General features: G+C 60.4%; 15 protein-coding genes and 1 tRNA gene. 12 read left to right on the top strand and 4 right to left on the bottom strand.

The annotated features are described in order from the left end of the window. Nucleotides 1-12: 12 nt before the first annotated feature. On the top strand, nucleotides 13-1,344 hold the full coding sequence (locus tag GM608_RS05115; protein WP_154981390.1) for a voltage-gated chloride channel family protein: 1,332 nt from the start codon (nucleotides 13-15) through the stop codon (nucleotides 1,342-1,344). A 142-nt stretch (nucleotides 1,345-1,486) separates the two neighbouring features. Here the strand turns inward: GM608_RS05115 and GM608_RS05110 are convergent, their stop codons facing one another. After that, the gene (locus GM608_RS05110) at nucleotides 1,487-4,279 is read right to left on the bottom strand and encodes a phosphoenolpyruvate carboxylase (RefSeq protein ID WP_043559893.1); all 2,793 of its coding nucleotides are present in this window, start codon (nucleotides 4,277-4,279) and stop codon (nucleotides 1,487-1,489) included. A gap of 196 nt (nucleotides 4,280-4,475) precedes the next feature. On the opposite strand from GM608_RS05110, the gene GM608_RS05105 reads away from it, so the two are divergent. The 8 genes from GM608_RS05105 (at nucleotide 4,476) to GM608_RS05070 (ending at nucleotide 11,861) form a co-directional block, all read left to right on the top strand. Then, entirely contained in the window at nucleotides 4,476-5,732 is a 1,257-nt protein-coding gene (locus tag GM608_RS05105) for a DUF445 domain-containing protein (protein WP_333645143.1), read from the top strand. 148 nt (nucleotides 5,733-5,880) lie between these two features. After that, the gene (locus GM608_RS05100) at nucleotides 5,881-6,375 is read left to right on the top strand and encodes an SUF system Fe-S cluster assembly regulator (RefSeq protein WP_081563234.1); all 495 of its coding nucleotides are present in this window, start codon (nucleotides 5,881-5,883) and stop codon (nucleotides 6,373-6,375) included. Beyond that, nucleotides 6,350-7,831, top strand: coding sequence for a Fe-S cluster assembly protein SufB (gene sufB / locus GM608_RS05095; protein ID WP_086441718.1), 1,482 nt, complete (start codon nucleotides 6,350-6,352; stop codon nucleotides 7,829-7,831). The genes GM608_RS05100 and sufB overlap by 26 nt, the downstream gene beginning before the upstream one ends. A 3-nt stretch (nucleotides 7,832-7,834) precedes the next feature. Next, nucleotides 7,835-8,605 (top strand): Fe-S cluster assembly ATPase SufC, encoded by a 771-nt coding sequence (sufC, locus tag GM608_RS05090; protein ID WP_043559896.1) that lies wholly within the window; start codon nucleotides 7,835-7,837, stop codon nucleotides 8,603-8,605. Next, the gene (gene sufD / locus GM608_RS05085; RefSeq protein ID WP_086431456.1) at nucleotides 8,602-9,801 is read left to right on the top strand and encodes a Fe-S cluster assembly protein SufD; all 1,200 of its coding nucleotides are present in this window, start codon (nucleotides 8,602-8,604) and stop codon (nucleotides 9,799-9,801) included. Before sufC ends, sufD begins: the two co-directional genes overlap by 4 nt. Then, the gene (locus GM608_RS05080; protein ID WP_333645142.1) at nucleotides 9,794-11,005 is read left to right on the top strand and encodes a cysteine desulfurase; all 1,212 of its coding nucleotides are present in this window, start codon (nucleotides 9,794-9,796) and stop codon (nucleotides 11,003-11,005) included. Before sufD ends, GM608_RS05080 begins: the two co-directional genes overlap by 8 nt. Nucleotides 11,006-11,012: 7 nt before the next feature. Then, nucleotides 11,013-11,459, top strand: a complete 447-nt coding sequence (locus GM608_RS05075; RefSeq protein ID WP_081563230.1) for an SUF system Fe-S cluster assembly protein — start codon at nucleotides 11,013-11,015, stop codon at nucleotides 11,457-11,459. 45 nt (nucleotides 11,460-11,504) lie between these two features. Further along, complete coding sequence (locus tag GM608_RS05070; protein WP_043561127.1) at nucleotides 11,505-11,861, top strand: iron-sulfur cluster assembly accessory protein; 357 nt, start codon at nucleotides 11,505-11,507, stop codon at nucleotides 11,859-11,861. A 39-nt stretch (nucleotides 11,862-11,900) separates the two neighbouring features. Here GM608_RS05070 and GM608_RS05065 read toward each other — a convergent pair whose 3' ends face one another. From GM608_RS05065 to GM608_RS05055, 3 genes are all read right to left on the bottom strand, one after another. Beyond that, a complete protein-coding gene (locus tag GM608_RS05065; protein WP_333645141.1) occupies nucleotides 11,901-13,199 on the bottom strand; it encodes a class I SAM-dependent RNA methyltransferase in 1,299 nt (432 codons plus the stop codon). Continuing rightward, nucleotides 13,196-15,187, bottom strand: coding sequence for a DEAD/DEAH box helicase (locus GM608_RS05060; RefSeq protein WP_333645188.1), 1,992 nt, complete (start codon nucleotides 15,185-15,187; stop codon nucleotides 13,196-13,198). The genes GM608_RS05065 and GM608_RS05060 overlap by 4 nt, the downstream gene beginning before the upstream one ends. Nucleotides 15,188-15,673: 486 nt before the next feature. Next, on the bottom strand, nucleotides 15,674-16,117 hold the full coding sequence (locus GM608_RS05055) for a hypothetical protein (RefSeq protein WP_043559900.1): 444 nt from the start codon (nucleotides 16,115-16,117) through the stop codon (nucleotides 15,674-15,676). 60 nt (nucleotides 16,118-16,177) lie between these two features. Here GM608_RS05055 and GM608_RS05050 point away from each other — a divergent pair, with 60 nt between their 5' ends. From GM608_RS05050 to tig, 3 genes are all read left to right on the top strand, one after another. Beyond that, nucleotides 16,178-17,656, top strand: a complete 1,479-nt coding sequence (locus tag GM608_RS05050; protein WP_333645140.1) for an NAD(P)H-hydrate dehydratase — start codon at nucleotides 16,178-16,180, stop codon at nucleotides 17,654-17,656. A gap of 147 nt (nucleotides 17,657-17,803) precedes the next feature. Continuing rightward, nucleotides 17,804-17,888, top strand: a tRNA-Leu gene (locus GM608_RS05045). Nucleotides 17,889-17,955: 67 nt separating this feature from the next. Next, nucleotides 17,956-19,284 carry a trigger factor gene (gene tig, locus GM608_RS05040; RefSeq protein WP_043559902.1) on the top strand — a complete coding sequence of 443 codons (1,329 nt, stop codon included), beginning with the start codon at nucleotides 17,956-17,958 and terminating at the stop codon, nucleotides 19,282-19,284. The last annotated feature ends 85 nt before the right edge of the window (nucleotides 19,285-19,369 follow it).

Genomic DNA, 19,369 nt, shown 5'->3' with positions numbered 1-19,369 from the left:
GGGGAATTTGTCATGTTGTTTTTCCAGAAAAGCGTTTCTTTTTTGTCCCGTCTGTTTCAGTGGTTCTGTGTACTGGTACCGCTGGCAGTTGTGGTGGGCAGTTTTTGCGCTCTTTTCCTCTGGATGCTGGAATGGGTGACGCAATACCGGTTTGACCATCCTGACATTCTCTATGGATTGCCTGTCGCCGGTGTGGCCGTGGCCCTGTCCTATTACTGGTGGGGCGGTCGTGCAGGAGGCGGTAATAATCTCATCCTTGATGAAATCCACAAACCTTCGGAAGGGGTACCGCTGCGCATGGCCCCGCTTGTGTTCATCGGGACAGTGGTCAGTCACCTTTTTGGGGCATCCGTGGGGCGTGAAGGCACTGCCGTGCAGATGGGTGGAAGTCTGGCCAGCAGTTTTGCCCGACTGTTCCGGCTGGACAGCCGCAACACGAGCATTCTGCTGACAGCTGGTGTAGCCTCCGGCCTTGGCGCCGTGTATGGCACGCCCATCACGGGGGCGGTCTTTGGCCTGGAAGTCCTGACCCTTGGTACGTTGGATTATTCTGCCCTGCTGCCTGTGGCTGTCACGTCCATCATTGCGGACTGGACATGCCATCAATGGGGGATACATCATGCGGTCTATCCCGTTACATTCAGGGGATTGGCAGCTCCAGGGCAGACGCCTTTCCATGTTGATGCCCTGCTGTGGGTAAAGGTTGCTGTGGCGGCTGTGGCTTTCGGGTTTGCCAGCCGTGCCTTTGCAGAGGGTGTGTACAGGCTTGGTCCGGTCATCAAGAAAATCTGTCCGACACCCTGGTTGCAGCCAGCCATTGGCGGTGTCGTGACCATTCTGCTGGTCTGGCTGCTGGGAACACGGGATTATCTGGGCCTTGGTGTCGTGGCACCGGAGGCGGGCGGAGCGTCCATCGTCAACTTTTTCAGCACGACCCATTATGAGTGGAGCTGGCTGCTGAAGCTGGTTTTCACAGTCCTGGCTCTTGCCACAGGCTACAAGGGAGGAGAGGTTACGCCTCTGTTCTTTGTAGGAGCTGGACTGGGAAATGCCCTTGCACCGGTGCTCGGTGTGCCTGGTGATCTTCTGGCCGGTGTGGGGATGGTGGCCGTGTTCGGTGGGGCCGTCAATACGCCTCTGGCCTGTACGGTCATGGGGGTGGAGCTGTTTGGTGGGACGAACATTGTCTATTACGCCACGGGCTGTTTCATCGCCTATCTCTGCTCAGGGCATACGGGGATTTACCTGTCCCAGAAAGTGGGGGTGCCCAAAATATGGCGACCTGATTTTGTCCCTGGTATAGCGCTGCGCCGTACGAGGGAAGGTATCTGGACAGAAGACTGAACGTCTCCAGAATGGATGGAGAGGAACGTGGGAAGAGTGTGGATCGTCTCCGTTTTGCAAGTCTGTGAGGATAGAAAAAGGGCCTCTTTCCACTGGGAAAGAGGCCCTTTTTCATGGTCGTGTTTCGCCTGATGGAGGAATGTCAGCCGAAGCAGTGATTGGCGTGCATGATGGCCACGCCGACCTCCCGGAGCAGGTCGAAGGCGTTTTGCAGTGGCTGGAATATCTCCCGATGCTCACGGGCAAAGCCCTGTGCCACAGCAGCGCCACCCGGTTCACCGAAATCGAGATCGGCAATGCTGGGGGCCGTGATGGGGAAGAGGTCATCCAGCAGGCGGAGAGCCCGTGGCACATCAAGACACAGGATGAGTGTCGTGATGGCTTCCCGTGTCAGAGTACCACGGGGACCGAAATAGGGGATGTGTGTTCCCAGGGTCCAGATGCGGTCCATCAGAGCAAAGCGGATGACGTGCAGGAGCTTTTCATCCACATCCATGCGAGGGGCTTCAGGCCATGCAGAGCGCAGGGCGATATCTTCCCTCTGGATGCGCCGGAACAGGGCCGGGACGCTCTTCCAGAATTCCAGCTCCTCAAGGTCACGGGCAATGTTGAGGAAATGGACCCGATCATCAGCATTGTCGCAGTCCGCAGCCCGGTTCAGCCATGTACCGGGGTCCAGCTGATGGATGGTGGCCCGGAGGACATCAAGGTCTGAATGGTTCAGAGCCTGGGAGGCAAAATCCATAAGCTGGCGGAAGCGGGGCGAGCTGTGACGCAACCGTTCAAACTGCTCTGTATGGCGGCGGGCAGCACTGCCGAGACCATGCAGGACATTGGCCCACCAGCCCAGCTGCTGGAGAATGGCATTGTTGGGGATGGCCCGGATCTGGCTTGGATGGGTTATGCGTGTTACCCGTGCTGTATCGGACTGACGTGCAGAGGGGCGGGAGCCGGTCTTGTCCACCAGCGCAGGGCCGAAGGCGCTGAGGAGGGCGGTATAGCCCGGGTCGTTCACCAGGTCACCCATCTTCAGGGCGATGGTGGAGAAGAAGTCCATGGCGAAATCGGGTTTGCTGAAAAGTGGATCATTCAGCTTGTCAGCCGCAATGGGCTCGCCTTGGGCTGCCACGAATTCAGCCAGCGTTGCAATGGTGGAGGCCGCCAGCCTGTCCGTACCGAAGGCGAGGTAGCCGTCCCCTCCCTGAAACGCAGCTTCAACCCGGCTTGTAATGCCCGCCTTGTGCAGCGCCTGCCTTGTGTTGGCCGGAGAGAAATATTCCAGACGCTCTTTCAGGCTGAAAGGATGGGCACCGCGGCCAATGCTTTCACCATGGGTATCGAACATGGTCAGGGCGATGTCTTCCAGCCCATGTTCTTTCATCAGCTCCAGTGTCCGCAGGCGCAGGCGTTCCACCATGGGGCCGGCCGCCAGCTGGCCGACATAACGCCCGGAATCCGAATAACCGAACTGGAGGGACAGGCGCCCATTGGCCCGGAGATAGGCCCGCCAGTGTGGTGAGCGGAAGGCTTCCTCCAGAATCTCGGCACCGTTCTCCAGAGCCGTTTCCGTTTCGAAGAGTGGGGAAATCTCGATCTGGTCATCACGGATGCCAAAGAGCCGGGCCAGCCATAGTGTGGCCAGCAGGGTGTAGCCGCTTTCCGTCTCGGCAATCAGGAAGCGGATGGGGGAGCCGGAATCCACATGTTTGAGGATTTGCGCCATCGTCATCATCAGGCGTGAGGCGGCACTGGGCTCTACCAGCAGGGCCCCGAAATCGATGGCCAGCGGCTTGAGGTCATCCATGGCGGCATCAATATGGGAGAGAAGCGCCCGACGATGGAAAGGCAGGGTCGGATCATCTGTCAGGCCCAGCCTTGTACGGGCCACGTTGTAAATCTGGGCTGCATTGAGGCGGGTATGGATGTGGGACAGTCCAAGCCCGTGATTGAGGAACCCCGTACGCATGACATCCAGCCGATGGGCTTTTTCACCATCCAGCCGGGCTGCCTCCTCACGGAAGAGAGGGCGTAGCTCATCAGCATTGAGCAGGGCCGTTTCCCGCAGGTCGATGAGGACATGGGCAAAGCGGGCGATGTCTTCCGGTTTCATGGTCTGGCCGGGGACAGAGCGGGGGCAGATGTCACGCTGCTTTTGCGTGGCGGCAAGGGCTTCGGCCACACGCCGGCTCAGCACACCTTCTTTCAGCCCGATCTGTTCCAGTCCTTCAAGCAGACGTTCCAGCTGGGCAATCTTGAGGCCAAGACGGATGCGGATGGTGTCCCACCAGCCAATGTCATTGCGGCCATCCGTATCAAACCCGACCCAGCTGGCCAGCCGGACAGGGGCAGGGGTCATCTCGTTGGCTTCGGGCCAGCGGCGACGGGCTGTCTGGAGGATCTCCATGGTAAGGCTGTCCAGCGCATCCCGCCCACGGGTGATGGCAGCCAGGGCAAGAGACTGTTCTTCATCCAGTGTTGGAGGCGCACTGCGGCGATGCGTCGGCAGGGTGGGAACAGGGCAGGACGGATCCTCCGCCCGGCGGGCCAGAAGTTCGTACACATCATTGGCCAGAGCGAAGGTGGGATGAGCGGTGAAGACAGCAGCAAAACCGGTGACGGAGAGGTCATCCGGTGTCCGTGCCTGTGCGACAAGCTGCTCGGCGACCTTGCGTAGCCGGGGCTCCGGCGGGCATTCGGCTCCGTCATGCTCCAGCCCTACATACCGGCGCAGGGCGTCGGCCCGGGTCATGAAGTTGCGGTCCCGTAACAGACGTACGGTCTGACCGATTGCTTCCAGACCATTTTCCGTACCTGCCTTTTTCGCAAGGGAAATGATCAGGTTGGAAAAATCATGCGGAGAGTATGTCAGCGCAGTGGTGCAGGATTCAATCAGTTCAGCAGGCGATGCGTCAGTCTGGGAGGCGCAATCTGGCATGGGGAACAGTCTCGCTTGTCTTGGTCTCATATGGGCCGGGAACGGTGTGGCTCCATCGCCGGCGTGATCGTTCCTGTATAGGCTCAATTGTGATAAAGCGCCAAGTCTTGTTAATAAGAAGTGCTTTCTGTTCGGCCTGCCTGAAGTTGGCAGGAGGGCGGCAACCAACGGTCATGCAGGAGGGCAGTCCATCGTCATGTTTCTTCCGGTGAGGAAAAACGGGGTCTCTCTCTGGGCAGGCCTGTTGCTGGTGGGGACGTCCGTGCTGGCTGTCATCAGCCGTCTGAGCGTCTGGCAGAAGCTGTTTGGCCCCTCACTCTGGCTGGAAATGCTGCGGGCTGGCAGCCAGGCGGGTGTCGTGGGGGGGCTTGCAGACTGGTTTGCCGTTACGGCCCTGTTCCGGCATCCTCTTGGGCTTCCCATACCGCATACGGCCATCCTGCCACAGAGGAAGGCCCAGCTGGGGGATGCGCTGGGCCGTTTCATGGCTGAGCATTTCCTGACAGAAGAAGAAATGCTGCGCCTGCTGGAAGGTGCCGATCTGCCAGCGGCCTTGGCCCGTCTTCTTCAGAAAAAGGAGACGGAAGAGGTTCTGCTGCGTCACCTTCGTGGTCTGGCCCCGGCGGTGCTGGAGCGCATCGGAGATGGACGGGGAGGCTCTTTTCTGGTCACCCTCTTTCCGACCCTAATGAAAAGGGATGACGTTACGGCACTTGTCATCCGTGCCCTGAGAGCCATGGTGGATGAGGATATCCATCAGGAAGTCTTTTCTTTCTTTCTGGCGCAGTTCAAGGAGTTGGTCAGCACGAAGGAGGATGACCTGCACCGGTTTGTGGAGAGGCGGGTGCGTGAGCAGGGGGGGCGGCTGGTTGGCTGGGCCATCGGGGCCTCGGTGGCCACGCAGGTGCTGACAGCCCTGAAGGCGGAGCTGGGCCGGGTGGACCCCATGGATTCCGATATCCGGCATGGGTTTACACGCTGGGTAAAACGGAAAATCCAGGATCTGGACGATGACCCGGAGAGCGCCCGTCAGCTCATGGGCAGCATCACGTCTTTTTTCGCACACGAGAGTGTGAAGGAATGGGGTGGCGGTTTGTGGCGGCGGCTCTGCCTGATGGTGGAGGAAGATAGTCGGCGGGATGATGGGTTGAGTACGCAGGCACTGCGGACTGCCTACCAGCAGCTGACGGGGACGCTCCTGCAAAGGACAGACCTGGCCAGCCAGCTGGACAGGGCGGTCCGGCAGGCTATCGTGAAATCCCTGCCGCAGATGCGGAAGAATGTAGCGGGGATGATTGCCCGTGTTATCGGACGCTGGGATGCCAAGAGCCTGTCAGCCCGGCTGGAGGCTGGTATCGGGAAAGATCTGGCCTATATTCGTGTCAATGGCACTGTCGTCGGCTTTGTGATAGGTGCCGTGCTGGAGGGGCTGCTTGTCTGTCTTGTTCCGTGATTGGGTATTTTTTAACAAAATATGAAAAACGCTTTATCCTGGCGGCACATAAGGCTTGACCATCGGGAAAATATGGGTCACTCCCTTGAATGGGGACCTGTTGGGTCTTAAATAGAGAATCATTGATATAGGATGTAGGTTTTTCATTGTGCTGAGACTGTCCAAACTGGCTGATTATGCGACCGTTGTTCTCGTGCGTCTTGGTGTGCGTGGTGATCTGGCCACGGCGGCCTCTCTGGCGCAGGAGACGGGGGTGCCAGAGCCAACAGTTGCCAAACTGTTGAAAGGGCTGGCAGCAGGTGGGCTGGTTGTCTCTTTCCGTGGTGCCCGGGGCGGCTATCGCTTGGCCGAGGAGCTGGCCGACATCTCCGTGGCCCGGGTCATCAGCGTGGTGGATGGTCCCATCTGCGTGACAGCCTGCTGTGATGGCAAGGAATGTGCACATGGTGAGACCTGCGGTCTGTCCGGGCAGTGGGATATGGTCAATGCAGCGGTCCGGCAGGCCCTGGAGACCATCACTCTGGCCGATATGGCCAACCCCGATCTGAAATTCGATCCGTCCTCTGCCACATCGGTGGAAGCGACAATGCATAGGCCTGAGGAACAGGGAGAATGTCATGCCGGCTGTGTCAGAAACCCGTGAAGCGGTCGAGAAACTGGCAAAGTCCAATTACGAATGGGGCTTTGAGACCAATGTGGAGATGGACCTCGCCCCGAAGGGGCTGAATGAGGACATCGTCCGGCTGATTTCTGCCCGCAAGAAAGAGCCGCAGTGGATGCTGGACTGGCGGCTGAAGGCCTTCCGTGCCTGGCAGGACATGAGCGAACCGGACTGGGCGAAGATCAAGCATCCGCCGATCGACTATCAGGACGCCCATTACTTCGCCCAGCCGAAGAAGAAATCAGGCCCGAAGAGCCTTGATGAGGTCGATCCCGAACTGCTCAGGACATATGAGAAGCTCGGCATCCCCCTGCATGAGCAGGAAATGCTGGCCGGCGTGGAAGGGGCAGGGCAGAAGACACCCGTTGCTGTTGATGCGGTGTTTGACAGCGTGTCCGTGGCCACGACCTTCCGCAAGACCCTGGCAGAGGCCGGGGTGATTTTCTGCCCGATTTCCGAAGCCATCATCGAGCATCCCGAGCTGGTGAAGAAATACCTGGGCACGGTCGTGCCAGTGGCGGACAATTTCTTCTCGGCCCTGAACTCGGCCGTCTTTACCGATGGTTCCTTCGTGTACGTGCCCAAGGGGGTGCGTTGCCCGATGGAGCTGTCCACCTATTTCCGCATCAATGCCCGCAATACGGGGCAGTTTGAGCGGACGCTGATCATTGCCGAGGACCAGGCCACTGTTTCCTATCTGGAAGGCTGCACGGCCCCGCAGCGTGATGAGAACCAGCTTCATGCCGCCGTGGTCGAGCTGGTGGCGATGGAAGATGCCTTCATCAAATATTCCACGGTGCAGAACTGGTACCCGGGGGATGAGAACGGCAAGGGCGGCATCTACAACTTCGTGACCAAGCGGGGCATCTGCAAAGGTGATCGTGCCCGCATCTCATGGACACAGGTCGAAACCGGTTCTGCCATCACGTGGAAGTATCCGTCCTGCATTCTGGCGGGGAAGGGTTCTGTCGGTGAGTTCTATTCCGTTGCGGTGACGAATGGACATCAGCAGGCCGATACGGGTACGAAGATGATCCATCTCGCCCCGGATACACGGTCCACCATCGTGGCGAAGACCATATCCGCCGGACAGTCGGACAGCACCTATCGTGGGCTTGTCCGGATGCAGCCCAAGGCTCGCAACGGTCGGAACTTCACGCAGTGTGACAGCCTGCTGATCGGTGACCAGTGCGGTGCCCATACGGTGCCTTACATCGAGAGCCGCAACATGAGTGCGCGCATCGAGCATGAGGCGACGACATCCAAGATTTCCGAGGACCAGCTCTTCTACTGCCGGTCCCGTGGTTTTTCAGAAGAAGAAGCCGTTGGCCTGATCGTGAACGGTTTCTGCCGGGAAGTCCTCAAGGAACTTCCGATGGAATTTGCTGTGGAAGCACAGAAGCTGCTTCAGATCAGCCTGGAAGGGAGCGTTGGTTGAGCTATGAGTGATTTTCTGAAGATTGAGGGGCTGAAGGCCCAGATCGATGCTGACGGCACCCCCAAGGAAATTCTGAAGGGTCTGGACCTCACGATCCCCAAGGGAGAGGTTCACGCCATCATGGGGCCGAACGGTTCTGGCAAGTCCACGCTCTCCTATGTTCTGGCGGGGCGTGAGGATTACGAGGTGACAGGTGGCTCCGCCCATTTCAAGGGGCAGGACCTGCTGGAGCTGGAGCCGGAAGAACGTGCGGCACTGGGTGTGTTTCTGGCCTTCCAGTCCCCGGTGGAACTGCCCGGTGTCAACAACGCCAACTTCCTGCGGACGGCAGTAAACGCCGTGCGCAAGGCCCGTGGTGAGGAGGAGCTGGATGCCGTGTCCTTCCTCAAGCTGGCACGGGAGGAAACCAGCCGCCTTTCCATGTCCGGCGAGATGCTCAAGCGGGCCGTGAATGTCGGCTTCTCCGGTGGTGAGAAGAAGCGCAACGAGGTGCTCCAGATGCGCCTGCTCAAGCCTTCTCTGGCCATTCTGGACGAGACGGACAGCGGGCTGGACATCGATGCGCTGCGTATCGTGGCGGAGGGTGTGAACTCTCTGCGTGGGCCGGACTTCTCATCACTGGTGATTACCCATCACCAGCGTCTGCTGGAATATATCGTGCCGGACCGTGTGCATGTCATGGCGCACGGACGCATCATCCATAGTGGCGGCCCGGAAGTGGCAACACTGCTGGAAAAACAGGGCTACAAACAGTTTCTTGAGGCGGCAGCGTGAGTGAGAACAGTGCAGCAGCCTGGCAGGCCCTGACGGGGCGTGCCGGAGAGCGTGCAGCCCTGCTGGGAGCGGAAGGGCTGCCAACACGTCGGGTGGAGGCATGGCATTACACGCCACTCCAGTCCCTGAACGGGATTGCCTGGCAGGAGGCTCCAGCCCTTGAAGCCGCCACCGTGAAGCAGCGTGTGGAAGGCCTGAACCTGCCAGAGCATGATGGCCTGCTGGTCTTTGCCAATGGCCGGTTCTGCAAGGAGCTGTCCCACCTGCCAGACTGCATGGACGTGCAGGAATATGGTGACGGTTCTGCCGTGCAGCCGCTGCTGGCGGGGCGTTTCTCTGCCGGTCTGAATGCGGCCCTCCGTCAGCCGGGGGCACGGCTTCATGTTCCGGCCGGGACGGATGCCGGGCTGATCGTCATGGTCAGCCTGACGGAAGGGGATGGCGTGTCCACCCATCTTCATCACAGTGTCACGCTGGATGAGGGGGCGCAGCTGACCCTGCTGGATGTCCAGCTTGGCACGGGGCAGTATCTGACCAATCCGCAGGTGGATGTCCATTGTGCGGACAAGGCGCATCTCAGCCACATCACGCAGCAGGCTGAAAGCCATGAGGCCGCCCGTCTGGCCATTGTCGGGGCCCGTGTGGGTGAGCGTGGCAATTATGACAGCTTCACGCTCAATCAGGGGGGCGTGCTGGCCCGTCAGGAAGTCGTCACCCAGCTGTCTGGCCCGTTCAGCAACACGAACGTCAATGCGATCCAGCTTGTCGATGGTGCCCGGCTGAATGACCTGTCTTCCATGATCCATCATGCGTCACCGGACTGCACGTCCCGCCAGACGGTGCGGAGCGTGCTGTCGGAAAACGGACAGGGTGTCTTCCAGGGGAAGATTCTGGTGGACCGGATCGCCCAGAAGACTGATGGCTACCAGATGAACCAGGCCCTGCTCCTGTCCGAAAAGGCACAGATGAACAGCAAGCCGGAGCTTGAGATTTACGCTGATGACGTCAAGTGCAGCCACGGTGCGACCGTCGGTGCGCTGGATGAAGACCAGCTTTTCTATCTCCGCTCCCGTGGGGTCCAGGAGGAGCAGGCCCGTGACATGCTGGTTCAGGCCTTCCTTCTGGAAACGGTGGAACTGGTGGAGCATGAAAGCCTGCGGGACTATCTGCTGAAAGCGTTGCCCGGCCATGTCTGATAACGTGCGTGCCCGCTTCCCCATCCTGTCCGAAACGGCTCATGGCCGTCCGCTGGTCTTTCTGGACAGCGCAGCCTCTGCCCAGAAGCCGGACTGTGTCATCGAGGCGATGAGCGAAGCGGCACGGCACTGTTACGCCAATATCCATCGTGGTCTGTATGACATGAGCGAACGGACCACGCAGGCTTATGAAGCCGTGCGTGATGATGTGGCCCGGTTCCTCAATGCGGCGGACCGGCGGGAGATCGTGTTTACCAAGAACAGCACGGAGGGCCTCAATCTGCTGGCCCATTCGCTGGGCAGCCAGCTTAGGCCCGGTCAGGCCGTGCTGATCTCCGCTCTGGAGCACCATGCCAACATCGTGCCGTGGCTCATGCTGCGGGACAGGCTGGGCATCGAGCTGCGTGTGGCCCCCATCAATGCGGATGGGGACATCGATCTTGCCGCTTATGAAGAGCTGCTGGGTGATGGCCGTGTTGCGCTGGTTTCCGTCACGCACATGTCCAACGTGCTGGGGACCATCACGCCCGTGAAAAAGCTGGCGGAGCTGGCCCACAGGCACGGGGCGAAAGTCATCGTGGATGGCTCCCAGTCCATCGTCCACCGCAGGGTGGACGTGCAGGCTCTGGGGGCGGATTTCTTCGTCTTTACCGGCCACAAGCTTTATGGGCCTACGGGTGTCGGCATCCTCTGGGGCAGGCTGCCCCTGCTGGAGGAGATGCCGCCTTTTCTGGGTGGAGGGGACATGATCCGCTCCGTCTCGTTCGAGAAGGCAAGCTGGGCCGATGCGCCGCACAAATTCGAGGCTGGCACGCCCGCCATTCTGGAAGTGCTGGGTCTGGGAGCCGCCATCCGTTTCGTGGAGGAGCTGGGGGCAGACGTGATTGAAGCACATGAGCGTGATCTGGTCTCTTATGCCCAGAAGGTGCTTGAAAAGACGGATGGTGTGAGCATCATGGGAAACCCGGTGGAGCGGGGCGGTGTCTTCTCACTTCAGGTGGAGGGGGCACACCCGCATGATCTTGCCGTGCTGCTGGATCAGCAGGGCATTGCCATCCGGGCCGGGCAGCATTGTGCTGAACCGCTGATGCAGGAGCTGGGCGTGCAGGCAACCGCCAGAGCCAGTTTTGCCATTTATACGACACGTGACGAGATAGACGCTCTGGCCTACGGCATTGAGCGTGCGCGTGCCTTACTTGCGTGAGGATGTCATGACAGAAACAGACGAGCTGAAGAGCAGAGATGAGGCGGTTTCTTCCGCTGTGGAAGAGAACGTTCCCGCCGGGCCGTCTGTTCCGACACGGGAGCAGGCCTATGCGGGGCAGGAGGAGCTTGTTCCTCCCCCCGTGGATGCGCCGCCACAGCAGGATGAGGTCATCGCCGCCATCGAGACCGTCTTTGACCCGGAGATTCCGGTCAACGTCTACGAGCTGGGGCTGATCTACGCCATCGACCTGCATGATGACGGGCGTGTGGATATTGAGATGTCCCTCACGGCCCCGAACTGCCCGAGTGCGCAGGAGCTGCCCCAGATGGTGCGCTATGCCGTGCTGTCCGTTCCGACCGTGCGGGAAGTGACCGTCAAGGTGGTCTGGGATCCGCCGTGGGACATGAGTCGGATGAGCGACAATGCCCGTCTTGCCCTGAACATGTTCTGATCCTGAATGAACACGCTGGAAACTGAAGATCGGGAGGGTACCCTCATGACAGATACTGCCCCCAAACGCAGCCTGCCACCCCTGATGACCATGACAGACCGGGCCGCCGCCCGCCTGAAGACCCTGTATGAGGGAGCCGAGAAGGGAAAGTTCCTGCGCATCAGCGTGGGCAAGCGTGGCTGTTCAGGCATGTCTTACGAGATGAATTTCGTGCCGGAAGTCCAGAAAGGGGATGAGCGGATCGAGGATCATGGGCTGACCCTGCTGGTGGACAGCAAGGCGACGCTCTTCCTGATCGGCACGGTCATGGATTATGAGGTGAAGGAGCTGGAATCAGGCTTCACCTTCACCAACCCCAATGAGAAGGGCCGCTGTGGCTGCGGGGAGAGTTTCCACGTCTGATGGTGGAAGCAGGCGCAATGTGATGAAGCGGGAGGGAGGTTATCCCTTCCGCTTTTTTTCGGCCTTGCGGATGCGTTTCGGATCTCTGGAAAGAACCAGCACGGTCTCGACATCCGTGGACCAGAGAAACTGGTCGATCACGGTCCATGACAGCACGGCAAAACCGGCCTGCTTCAGGGCGGGGAGTTCTTTTTCCAGCGCAGCTGGATTGCAGCTGACATAGACCACATCCTGCACTTTGGAGCGCAGAAGGGAGGCCAGCTGCTTGCCTGAGCCAGCATAGGGCGGGTCCAGCACGACAACACGGGCCTGATTCAGTTCAGGCGGCAGGAGGGGCTGGCGATTCAGGTCCCGCTCGGAGCCTTCTGCACGGCTGCCATGGGTAGCGGCACGGAGGGAGGCGATAGCCGCCCTGTCGCCCTCATAGGCCTGCACGAAACCGTGCTGGGCCAGCGGGAAGGTCAGGGTTCCGCATCCAGCATACAGCTCGATGATCCGGTCCTTCCGGTTCAGCGGCGGCAGACCGGCAAGAACGGCTTCACGGATGGCCTGCTCACCTTCCTGACTGGCCTGAAGAAAACTGGCTGGTGGGGGTGAGACCCTGACACCGCCAAAATGATGGAAGACCGGCCCCGTCTGTGCAGCCGTTTCCATCATCCTGCCGGGAGCCGGACGCCATGTGATGCGTGGAATCCCATGGTCCCGTGCAAAAGCGGCCAGTTTTTCCCTGTCAGAACCGCTCAGGGGAGCGGGTGTCTCCAGCGTCAGGTCCGGGCCGCTGTCCAGAAGGTTGATGGCCAGATTGCCACGCCCTGTCAGGGCACCAAGGGAGGAGAGGCACTCACGGAGTGGAGGAAGCAGCTTCAGCAGTTCCGGGCGGATGAGGGGACATTCCGTCATGTCCACCGGGTCACCACCCCGTTGATGTAGCCCGAGAATGATGCCCCCCGGTACCCTTTGCAGGGCTACGTCCAGCCGCTGGCGGCTGTGAGGGGGCGTCTGGTACAGGGCAGGTTCTGGCAGGTCCGTAAAGCCGCTTCTGTTCAGGGCACGCTGGACCTGATCCTTTTTCCACTCCAGCAGGGCGGTCTGGTCCATGTGCTGGAGGGCACAGCCGCCGCAGAGGTCGGACAGGGAGCAGGGCGCTTCTACCCGATGGGGGGATGTGCTTTCCCGCTCCAGAAGTTCCGCTTCGCCGTCATGGAATCGCAGATGCAGTTGCTCGCCCGGCAGGGTTCCGGGAATGTACCAGGCCCGCCCCTCATGACGCACCATCCCGCCTCCCGAACGGCCGAGCTGTTCGACAGTGGCGTGAATCTGCGTGGACGTTTCCATCATGAGTCGGACGGATCACGTGGTTCCGGCAGGAAGCTGACCTTCATGAAAGCAGGTACATTCTCGCCAAAGCCATCCTGCATCCCGTTCTTTTCCGGTACGGGCGGCAGCAGTTCGGCTCGGCCGGACCGCTTGTGGTCATGCTTGCGGGCTTCCGGCAGAGGATCACGCTCCGGCTGCTTCTTGCGGGCCGGACGGTCTTCCTGCTTCGGTTCGGCAGTTTTCCTGTTTCTGCCATTCCGCTGCTGACCCTTGCTCTCATCCTTGGCGGAGGCAGGGGAGGCATCCTCCTCTCCACGCCATTCAAGATGGCGGAAGCCTTTTACAGTCAGCGGCTCGATCGTCTTGCCCGTCAGGCTCTCGACGGCCTCGAGCAGCTTCTGCTCATCAGGTGTGGCCAGACTGTAGGCCTTGCCTTCCTTGCCGGCACGGCCCGTGCGGCCAATACGGTGGACGTAATCTTCCGCATTGAAAGGCAGGTCATAGTTGAAGACATGGGACAGCCCGCCAATGTCAATGCCACGGGCCGCCACGTCGGAGCAGACGAGAATCTGGAGATCACCTGTGCGGAAGCGCTCAAGGGTTTCGAAACGCAGGTCCTGCGTCAGGTCGCCATGCAGGTGGCCGACAGAGAATTTCTGCCGTGTCAGATGGCGTTCCAGTGTGTCCACGTCACGCTTGCGGTTGCAGAAGATGATGGCGTTCTGCACGTCATCCTGCCGCAGCAGGGCGCAGAGGGCACGGCTCTTGTCCTTCTTCTCCACGACCAGCAGGCCCTCGGTAATGGTGCTGGCAACGGAGGACTGGCGGGCGACGGTGATTTCCTTGGGACTGTTCAGGAAATTGTCGGCCAGACGGCGGATCTCCGGAGCCATGGTGGCGGAGAAGAAAAGGGTCTGGCGCCGTCTGGGCAGCAGGCTCACGATGCGCTCAATATCGGGAATGAAGCCCATGTCCAGCATACGGTCGGCCTCATCAATGACGAGAAGGTCAGTCTGCGTCATCAGTAGTCCGCCCCGTTCGAACATGTCGAGCAGCCGCCCCGGGGTGGCGATGAGGACGTCCACGCCACGGTTGAGCAGTTCCTTTTGCTCGTTCATCTTGCCGCCACCGATCAGCAGAGCGTGGGTGAGGCGCAGATGCGCCCCGTACTGCTTGAAGTTCTCGGCAACCTGGAGGGCAAGCTCACGGGTGGGTTCCAGAATGAGCGAACGGGGCATCCTGGCCCGGGCTCGGGATTTGGAGAGCTTCTCCAGCATCGGCAGGGTGAAGGAGGCCGTCTTGCCGGTGCCAGTCTGCGCCACGCCAAGGACGTCACGCCCGGTCAGAATCTCTGGCACGGCCTGTGCCTGGATGGGCGTGGGATGAGTATAGCCCATTTCCTCCACGGCCCGGAGGATCGGTTCGGAAAGACCAAGATCGCTGAAGAGGATACGGCTTTCCGAGCCGGTCTCGGTGGGTGTTCCCTCAGCTGGTTTTTCTGCCTGCGGCTCAGCCGTTTCTGCTTCAGCCTTCTTTGCTCTTTTCCGGCGAGGCTTGGCTGGTGTGGCGGATGCCTTGTCTTCCGTTCCGGCTGGTGCGGCGCTGCCTGCCGTGGTTTCGACCGTTTCTTCAGCAGCTTTCCGACGGGTGGAAGGGCGGCGTGTTGGAGGGGTAGCCGACTCTTCGTGGTCGTCCACGGTTTCCGTGGCCGGTGTGGCTTCGGCCGTCTTTTTGCGGCGTGTGCGAGGCGTTGCCGGTTTTTTTTCCGGGACGTCGGCTTTGGCAGTTTCTGTTTCGGCTGTTTTTCTGGTGCGGGTAGTCGCCCTGCGTTTGCGTGCGGGGGGAGCTTCCTCACTCCCGGCAGCTGCTGTGGGGTCTGCCGGGGCAGATGCTTCCTCAGCAGTGGCAGCCTTGCGGCGGGTGCGCTTTACCGTTTTCTTTGCCGGAGTGGAGGCGCTGCTTTCTGTCGCCTCATCTGGGGAGGGAGCATCTTCTGGCGTGGGTTTCACGCTGCGGCGGCGCGTCGTGCGCTTGGGTTTCTCGGCAGGCTCCGCAGCTTCAGCAGCCGGGGCTGTCTCATCAGCAGCCGTGGCGGCTGGAGTCGTGGCTTTCTTCCTGGTACCGGCTGTCGTGCTGCGGCGTCGCGTGGCTGGCTTGCGGGCGGCAGTGGTGGTGTCATCCTGCACAGTATCGTCCGCTGGCTGTTCCGTCCCGGTTTCTGTCCCGGTGCGGGGTGTCTTCGTGCGGGGAGTGGACGTTTTCCGCACGCGGCTGGTGCTGCTGCGGGTCTTGGACGGACCAGAGGATGGTTTACTGCTCAAATGACTCTCGGAATGTTTCTGTTACAGGGCAGGCTGCCCGGCAGCCTGTCGGGCAGATGAAAGGCAACCGGAGAGGAAGGGTATCAGCCTCTCCGGTTCGTTAATATCCGTTATCGTCAAATGCCGTTTTTGGCAAGGTAATAGGCGGTCGCTCACAGTGAAGAGAGCTGGATGTCAGGCGCCGCCACCAAGAGCACCGGCGATGATGGCGATGATGCCTGCCAGCGCCATGAGGGCTGCCCGCCGATGCAGGGAGCTGAAAAGCTGCGGCTGAGGGCGGATGGCACGCCGTGCTGCCCGCAGTGGGCCGAAAAGCATGCTCAGGAAAATGACGATCATCACCAGCCCGCAGAAGGCCATGAGGTGGAACGGCCAAGGCAGATAGGCGCCTGCATGGATGATGAGGGCGATTCCGCTGAGGACAGCCACAGGGACGACGTGGCAGAGCGCCTTGAGATAACGGCCATAGGTCTGAAGCAGAACCGTGTTGGCCTGCTGTGCTTCCAGCAGGCGGACGCTGCGGCGGGACTGGAGGCAGAAGATGGCGCCACCGACCCAGTAGGTGATGCAGAGGAGATGCAGGGCGAGGATGAGCCCCCAGAGAATGGAACTGGTCATGGTCAATCCGTAACGTGTAACTGAGTGATTGGCCACGTCTTATAGAGGGAAGATTCCATTATGTCCTGTTTTCCGTATCAGGAAGCCCTGTCGCAGGTTCTTCTGGCTCCTGAGGATACACGGCGGATGGATCATGCCATGGCATCGACTCTGCCTGTAATCATGGAGAGAGCTGGCATGATGGCTGCCCGGGCTGTCTGCCAGCATGTCCGGCCCTGCCGGGTTCTGGTGGCCTGTGGGCCAGGGAACAATGGGGGCGATGGCCATGTGCTGGCCCGTCATCTGGCCGAGCGTGGCTGGCCTGTGTCCGTGGCGGTGCTGCATCCGCCTGAGCCTGACAGTCTGGCTGACAGGATGGCAAAGCGCTGGCATGGGCCGGTAGTGGCTTTCACGCAGGAAGAGGCCCGACGGGCTGATCTGGTGATTGATGCCGTATTCGGTGCTGGCATGAACCGGTCCCTGCCGGAATGTGTCGAAGATTTCTTTGCTGCGGCACGGCAGATCATTGCCATTGACGTTCCATCTGGTCTGGACGGCGCTACAGGGGCGTGTTCGGGGCGTGTGGCAGCCTGCCGGATGACCATTGCCCTGATCCGCAAAAGGCCGGGCCATCTGCTGGAACCAGGGCGGTCGCTCTGTGGTGAGGTTGTCTGCGTCGATCTGGCGGCGCCTGCCGCTGCCATGATCCAGATGGAGAGTGTCCGGCTGTGGGAGAATGCACCGGGTTTATGGCGGCTCCCGGCGCAGAGGCCTGGGGACCACAAATACAGACGGGGCGTGGTAAGCATCTGTGGTGGTGCTGCCATGCACGGTGCCGCCTTGTTTGCGTTCGAGGCAGCCCGACATGTCGGTGCCGGGCTTGTCCGCCTTACGGTGCCAGCCGAGGCTGCCACGCTGTACCGACTCGCTTCACCGGCTGCTATTGTGGATGCACAGCCCATGGAGCAGGCGCTGGAGGATGAGCGCCGGCACGTCTGGGTCTGTGGCCCCGGCCTGTGTCTGGAGGAGGTGGAGCGGACACTGCCATGCCTTCAGAAGTCTGGTCGAACAATCGTGGCTGATGCCGGTGCGCTGTCATGGGCGGCCGGGCACCCCGAGCGACTGAAGGGGGTTTCCGTCATGACGCCGCACATGGGTGAGTTTTCCCGCCTTTTCGGGCAGGTGGAGGGGAGCCGTCTGGAGGCCGCACGGCGGGCTGCAGCCCGGTTGGGTGTCGTGGTTGTTCTGAAGGGAGCTGATACGGTCATTGCGGCTCCGGATGGCCGTTCGTCCATCAACGTCCACGCCACGCCAGCTCTGGCCATTGCCGGGGCAGGGGATGTGCTGAGTGGGCTTGTCGGGGCCTTTCTTGCCGCAGGGCTGCCCGCCTGGGAGGCTGCTGCGGCGGCTGTCTGGGTTCATGGTGAGGCAGGACGGCGTGCTGCCCGCAGGAAAGCAGGCTGGATCGTACCGGAAGACCTTTTTGGAGAGCTGGGGGCGGCCCGGCATGCGGCTTCCAAGAGGCCTGAAGGGGACAGTGTGTGCGTGAGGGCAGAATAACAGGACCGCCCATGGCAGAAATGACATCTTTGCAAAGAGAAACCCTTGCCGATGCCTGTCTCATGCGCTAAATCCGCAGACTGATGAAGGGTCCGTGCCTGCCTGTCAGGGGGGTGCGGATGCTGGAGAACAGGTCGTATGGTTCATGCGGGCGTGGTGAAATTGGTAGACACGCCAGATTTAGGTTCTGGTGGCGCAAGCTGTGGGGGTTCAAGTCCCTCCGCCCGCACCAAGGCAGTCTCCTCCTGAGTACAACAATGTCGATGATCCCCTTGTCATAGAGAAGGAATAGCGGTTTCATGCAGGTTACGCCCACACTCACCGAAGGCCTGAAGCGGTCCTTCACCGTAGTTATTCCCGCTGCTGACCTGCAGGGCCGTTGCGATGCCCGTCTGGCTGAAGTGGCTCGTGATGTGAAGCTTCCCGGCTTCCGCCCGGGCAAGGTTCCGGCCTCCGTCGTCAAGCAGCGCTTTGGTGAATCCGTCCAGGCGGAAGTGACGGAAAAGCTGGTGCAGGAGAGCGTGAAGTCCCTGCTGGAAGAGCGTGACATCCGCCCGGCCATGCAGCCGAAGGTTGAGATCGTTTCTGGTGGAACTGAGGGCAAGCCCTTCGAATTCACGCTGGAGATGGAAATCCTGCCGGAAATCCCGACCCCGGACATGGCAGGCACGAAGCTGACCCGCTACAGTGCCAAGGTTGCTGATGAGGTTGTGGACAAGGCTCTGGCCGAGGTTGCCCAGCGCAACCGCAAGTTCGAGACGGTGGATGAGAACCGTCCGGCTGGCAAGGGTGATGTGCTGAACGTCAATTTCGTTGGCAAGAAGGATGGCGTGCCGTTTGATGGTGGCACGGCCGAGGATGTCAATGTCGAGATTGGCGGTGCTGGTTTCATCCCCGGTTTTGCCGAGCAGATGGAAGGCATGAAGCCGGGTGAGGAACGCACGATCACGGTGACCTTCCCGGAGAATTACCAGGCCAAGGAGCTCGCCGGTCAGGAGGCTACATTCGAGATCAAGGCCAATGCGCTGAAGAAGCCGGTCGATCCGACGATTGATGATGAGTTTGCCAAGTCTCTGGGGCTGGAGAGCGTCGAGCAGATGCGCAAGCTGATTGCCGAGCAGGCAGAGGGCGAGTACAAGCAGCTTTCCCGTATGCGCATCAAGCGGGACCTGCTGGACATCCTGTCCGAGAAGGTTGACTTTGAGGCACCGCAGAGCATGGTGGATGCCGAGTTTGGCCAGATCTGGAGCCGTATCGAGGCTGAGCGCAAGAATGGCAGCCTTGATGAGAAGGATGCTGCCAAGGATGAGGAAACCCTGCGGGCCGACTATCGCAGGATTGCCGAGCGCCGTGTGAAGCTGGGTCTGCTTCTGGCCGAGCTTGGCCGCAAGCAGGACATCCAGGTCTCGCAGGAAGAGCTGCTCTCTGCCATGCAGCAGGAGGCTCGCCGGTACCCGGGGCAGGAGCAGGCCGTGTTCGAGTTCTTTACGAAGAATCCTCAGGCCATCGATACCCTGCGCGGGCCAATCCTTGAGGATAAGGTCGTCGATTATCTGATCGAGCTGGCTGAAGTGACCGACAAGGAAGTGACGGCAGAGGAACTGGCCAACATTCCGGATGCTGACTGATTGCTGCATCTGAGGAAGGAAGGGGCAGCAGCCGCTGCCCCTTTTTTTTGCTCTTGGCAGGAAGATTCCTCTGATATTAGTCCAT

Source organism: Bombella sp. ESL0380 (assembly GCF_009725805.1).
In the GTDB taxonomy this organism is placed as follows: Bacteria; Pseudomonadota; Alphaproteobacteria; order Acetobacterales; family Acetobacteraceae; genus Bombella; species Bombella apis.
Note: the sequence above shows the minus strand (reverse complement) of the source record. Positions and strands in the feature narration are given on the sequence as shown.

What these genes read in the sequence shown, in the direction of transcription:
- GM608_RS05075 (WP_081563230.1), top strand. Translation starts at nt 11,013, where the DNA reads ATGACAGAAACAGACGAGCTGAAGAGCAGAGATGAGGCGGTTTCTTCC.
- sufB (WP_086441718.1), top strand. Translation starts at nt 6,350, where the DNA reads ATGCCGGCTGTGTCAGAAACCCGTGAAGCGGTCGAGAAACTGGCAAAG.
- GM608_RS05105 (WP_333645143.1), top strand. Translation starts at nt 4,476, where the DNA reads ATGTTTCTTCCGGTGAGGAAAAACGGGGTCTCTCTCTGGGCAGGCCTG.
- GM608_RS05080 (WP_333645142.1), top strand. Translation starts at nt 9,794, where the DNA reads ATGTCTGATAACGTGCGTGCCCGCTTCCCCATCCTGTCCGAAACGGCT.
- GM608_RS05115 (WP_154981390.1), top strand. Translation starts at nt 13, where the DNA reads ATGTTGTTTTTCCAGAAAAGCGTTTCTTTTTTGTCCCGTCTGTTTCAG.
- GM608_RS05055 (WP_043559900.1), bottom strand. Translation starts at nt 16,117, where the DNA reads ATGACCAGTTCCATTCTCTGGGGGCTCATCCTCGCCCTGCATCTCCTC.
- GM608_RS05050 (WP_333645140.1), top strand. Translation starts at nt 16,178, where the DNA reads ATGTCCTGTTTTCCGTATCAGGAAGCCCTGTCGCAGGTTCTTCTGGCT.
- GM608_RS05110 (WP_043559893.1), bottom strand. Translation starts at nt 4,279, where the DNA reads ATGCCAGATTGCGCCTCCCAGACTGACGCATCGCCTGCTGAACTGATT.
- GM608_RS05065 (WP_333645141.1), bottom strand. Translation starts at nt 13,199, where the DNA reads ATGATGGAAACGTCCACGCAGATTCACGCCACTGTCGAACAGCTCGGC.
- GM608_RS05070 (WP_043561127.1), top strand. Translation starts at nt 11,505, where the DNA reads ATGACAGATACTGCCCCCAAACGCAGCCTGCCACCCCTGATGACCATG.
- tig (WP_043559902.1), top strand. Translation starts at nt 17,956, where the DNA reads ATGCAGGTTACGCCCACACTCACCGAAGGCCTGAAGCGGTCCTTCACC.
- sufC (WP_043559896.1), top strand. Translation starts at nt 7,835, where the DNA reads ATGAGTGATTTTCTGAAGATTGAGGGGCTGAAGGCCCAGATCGATGCT.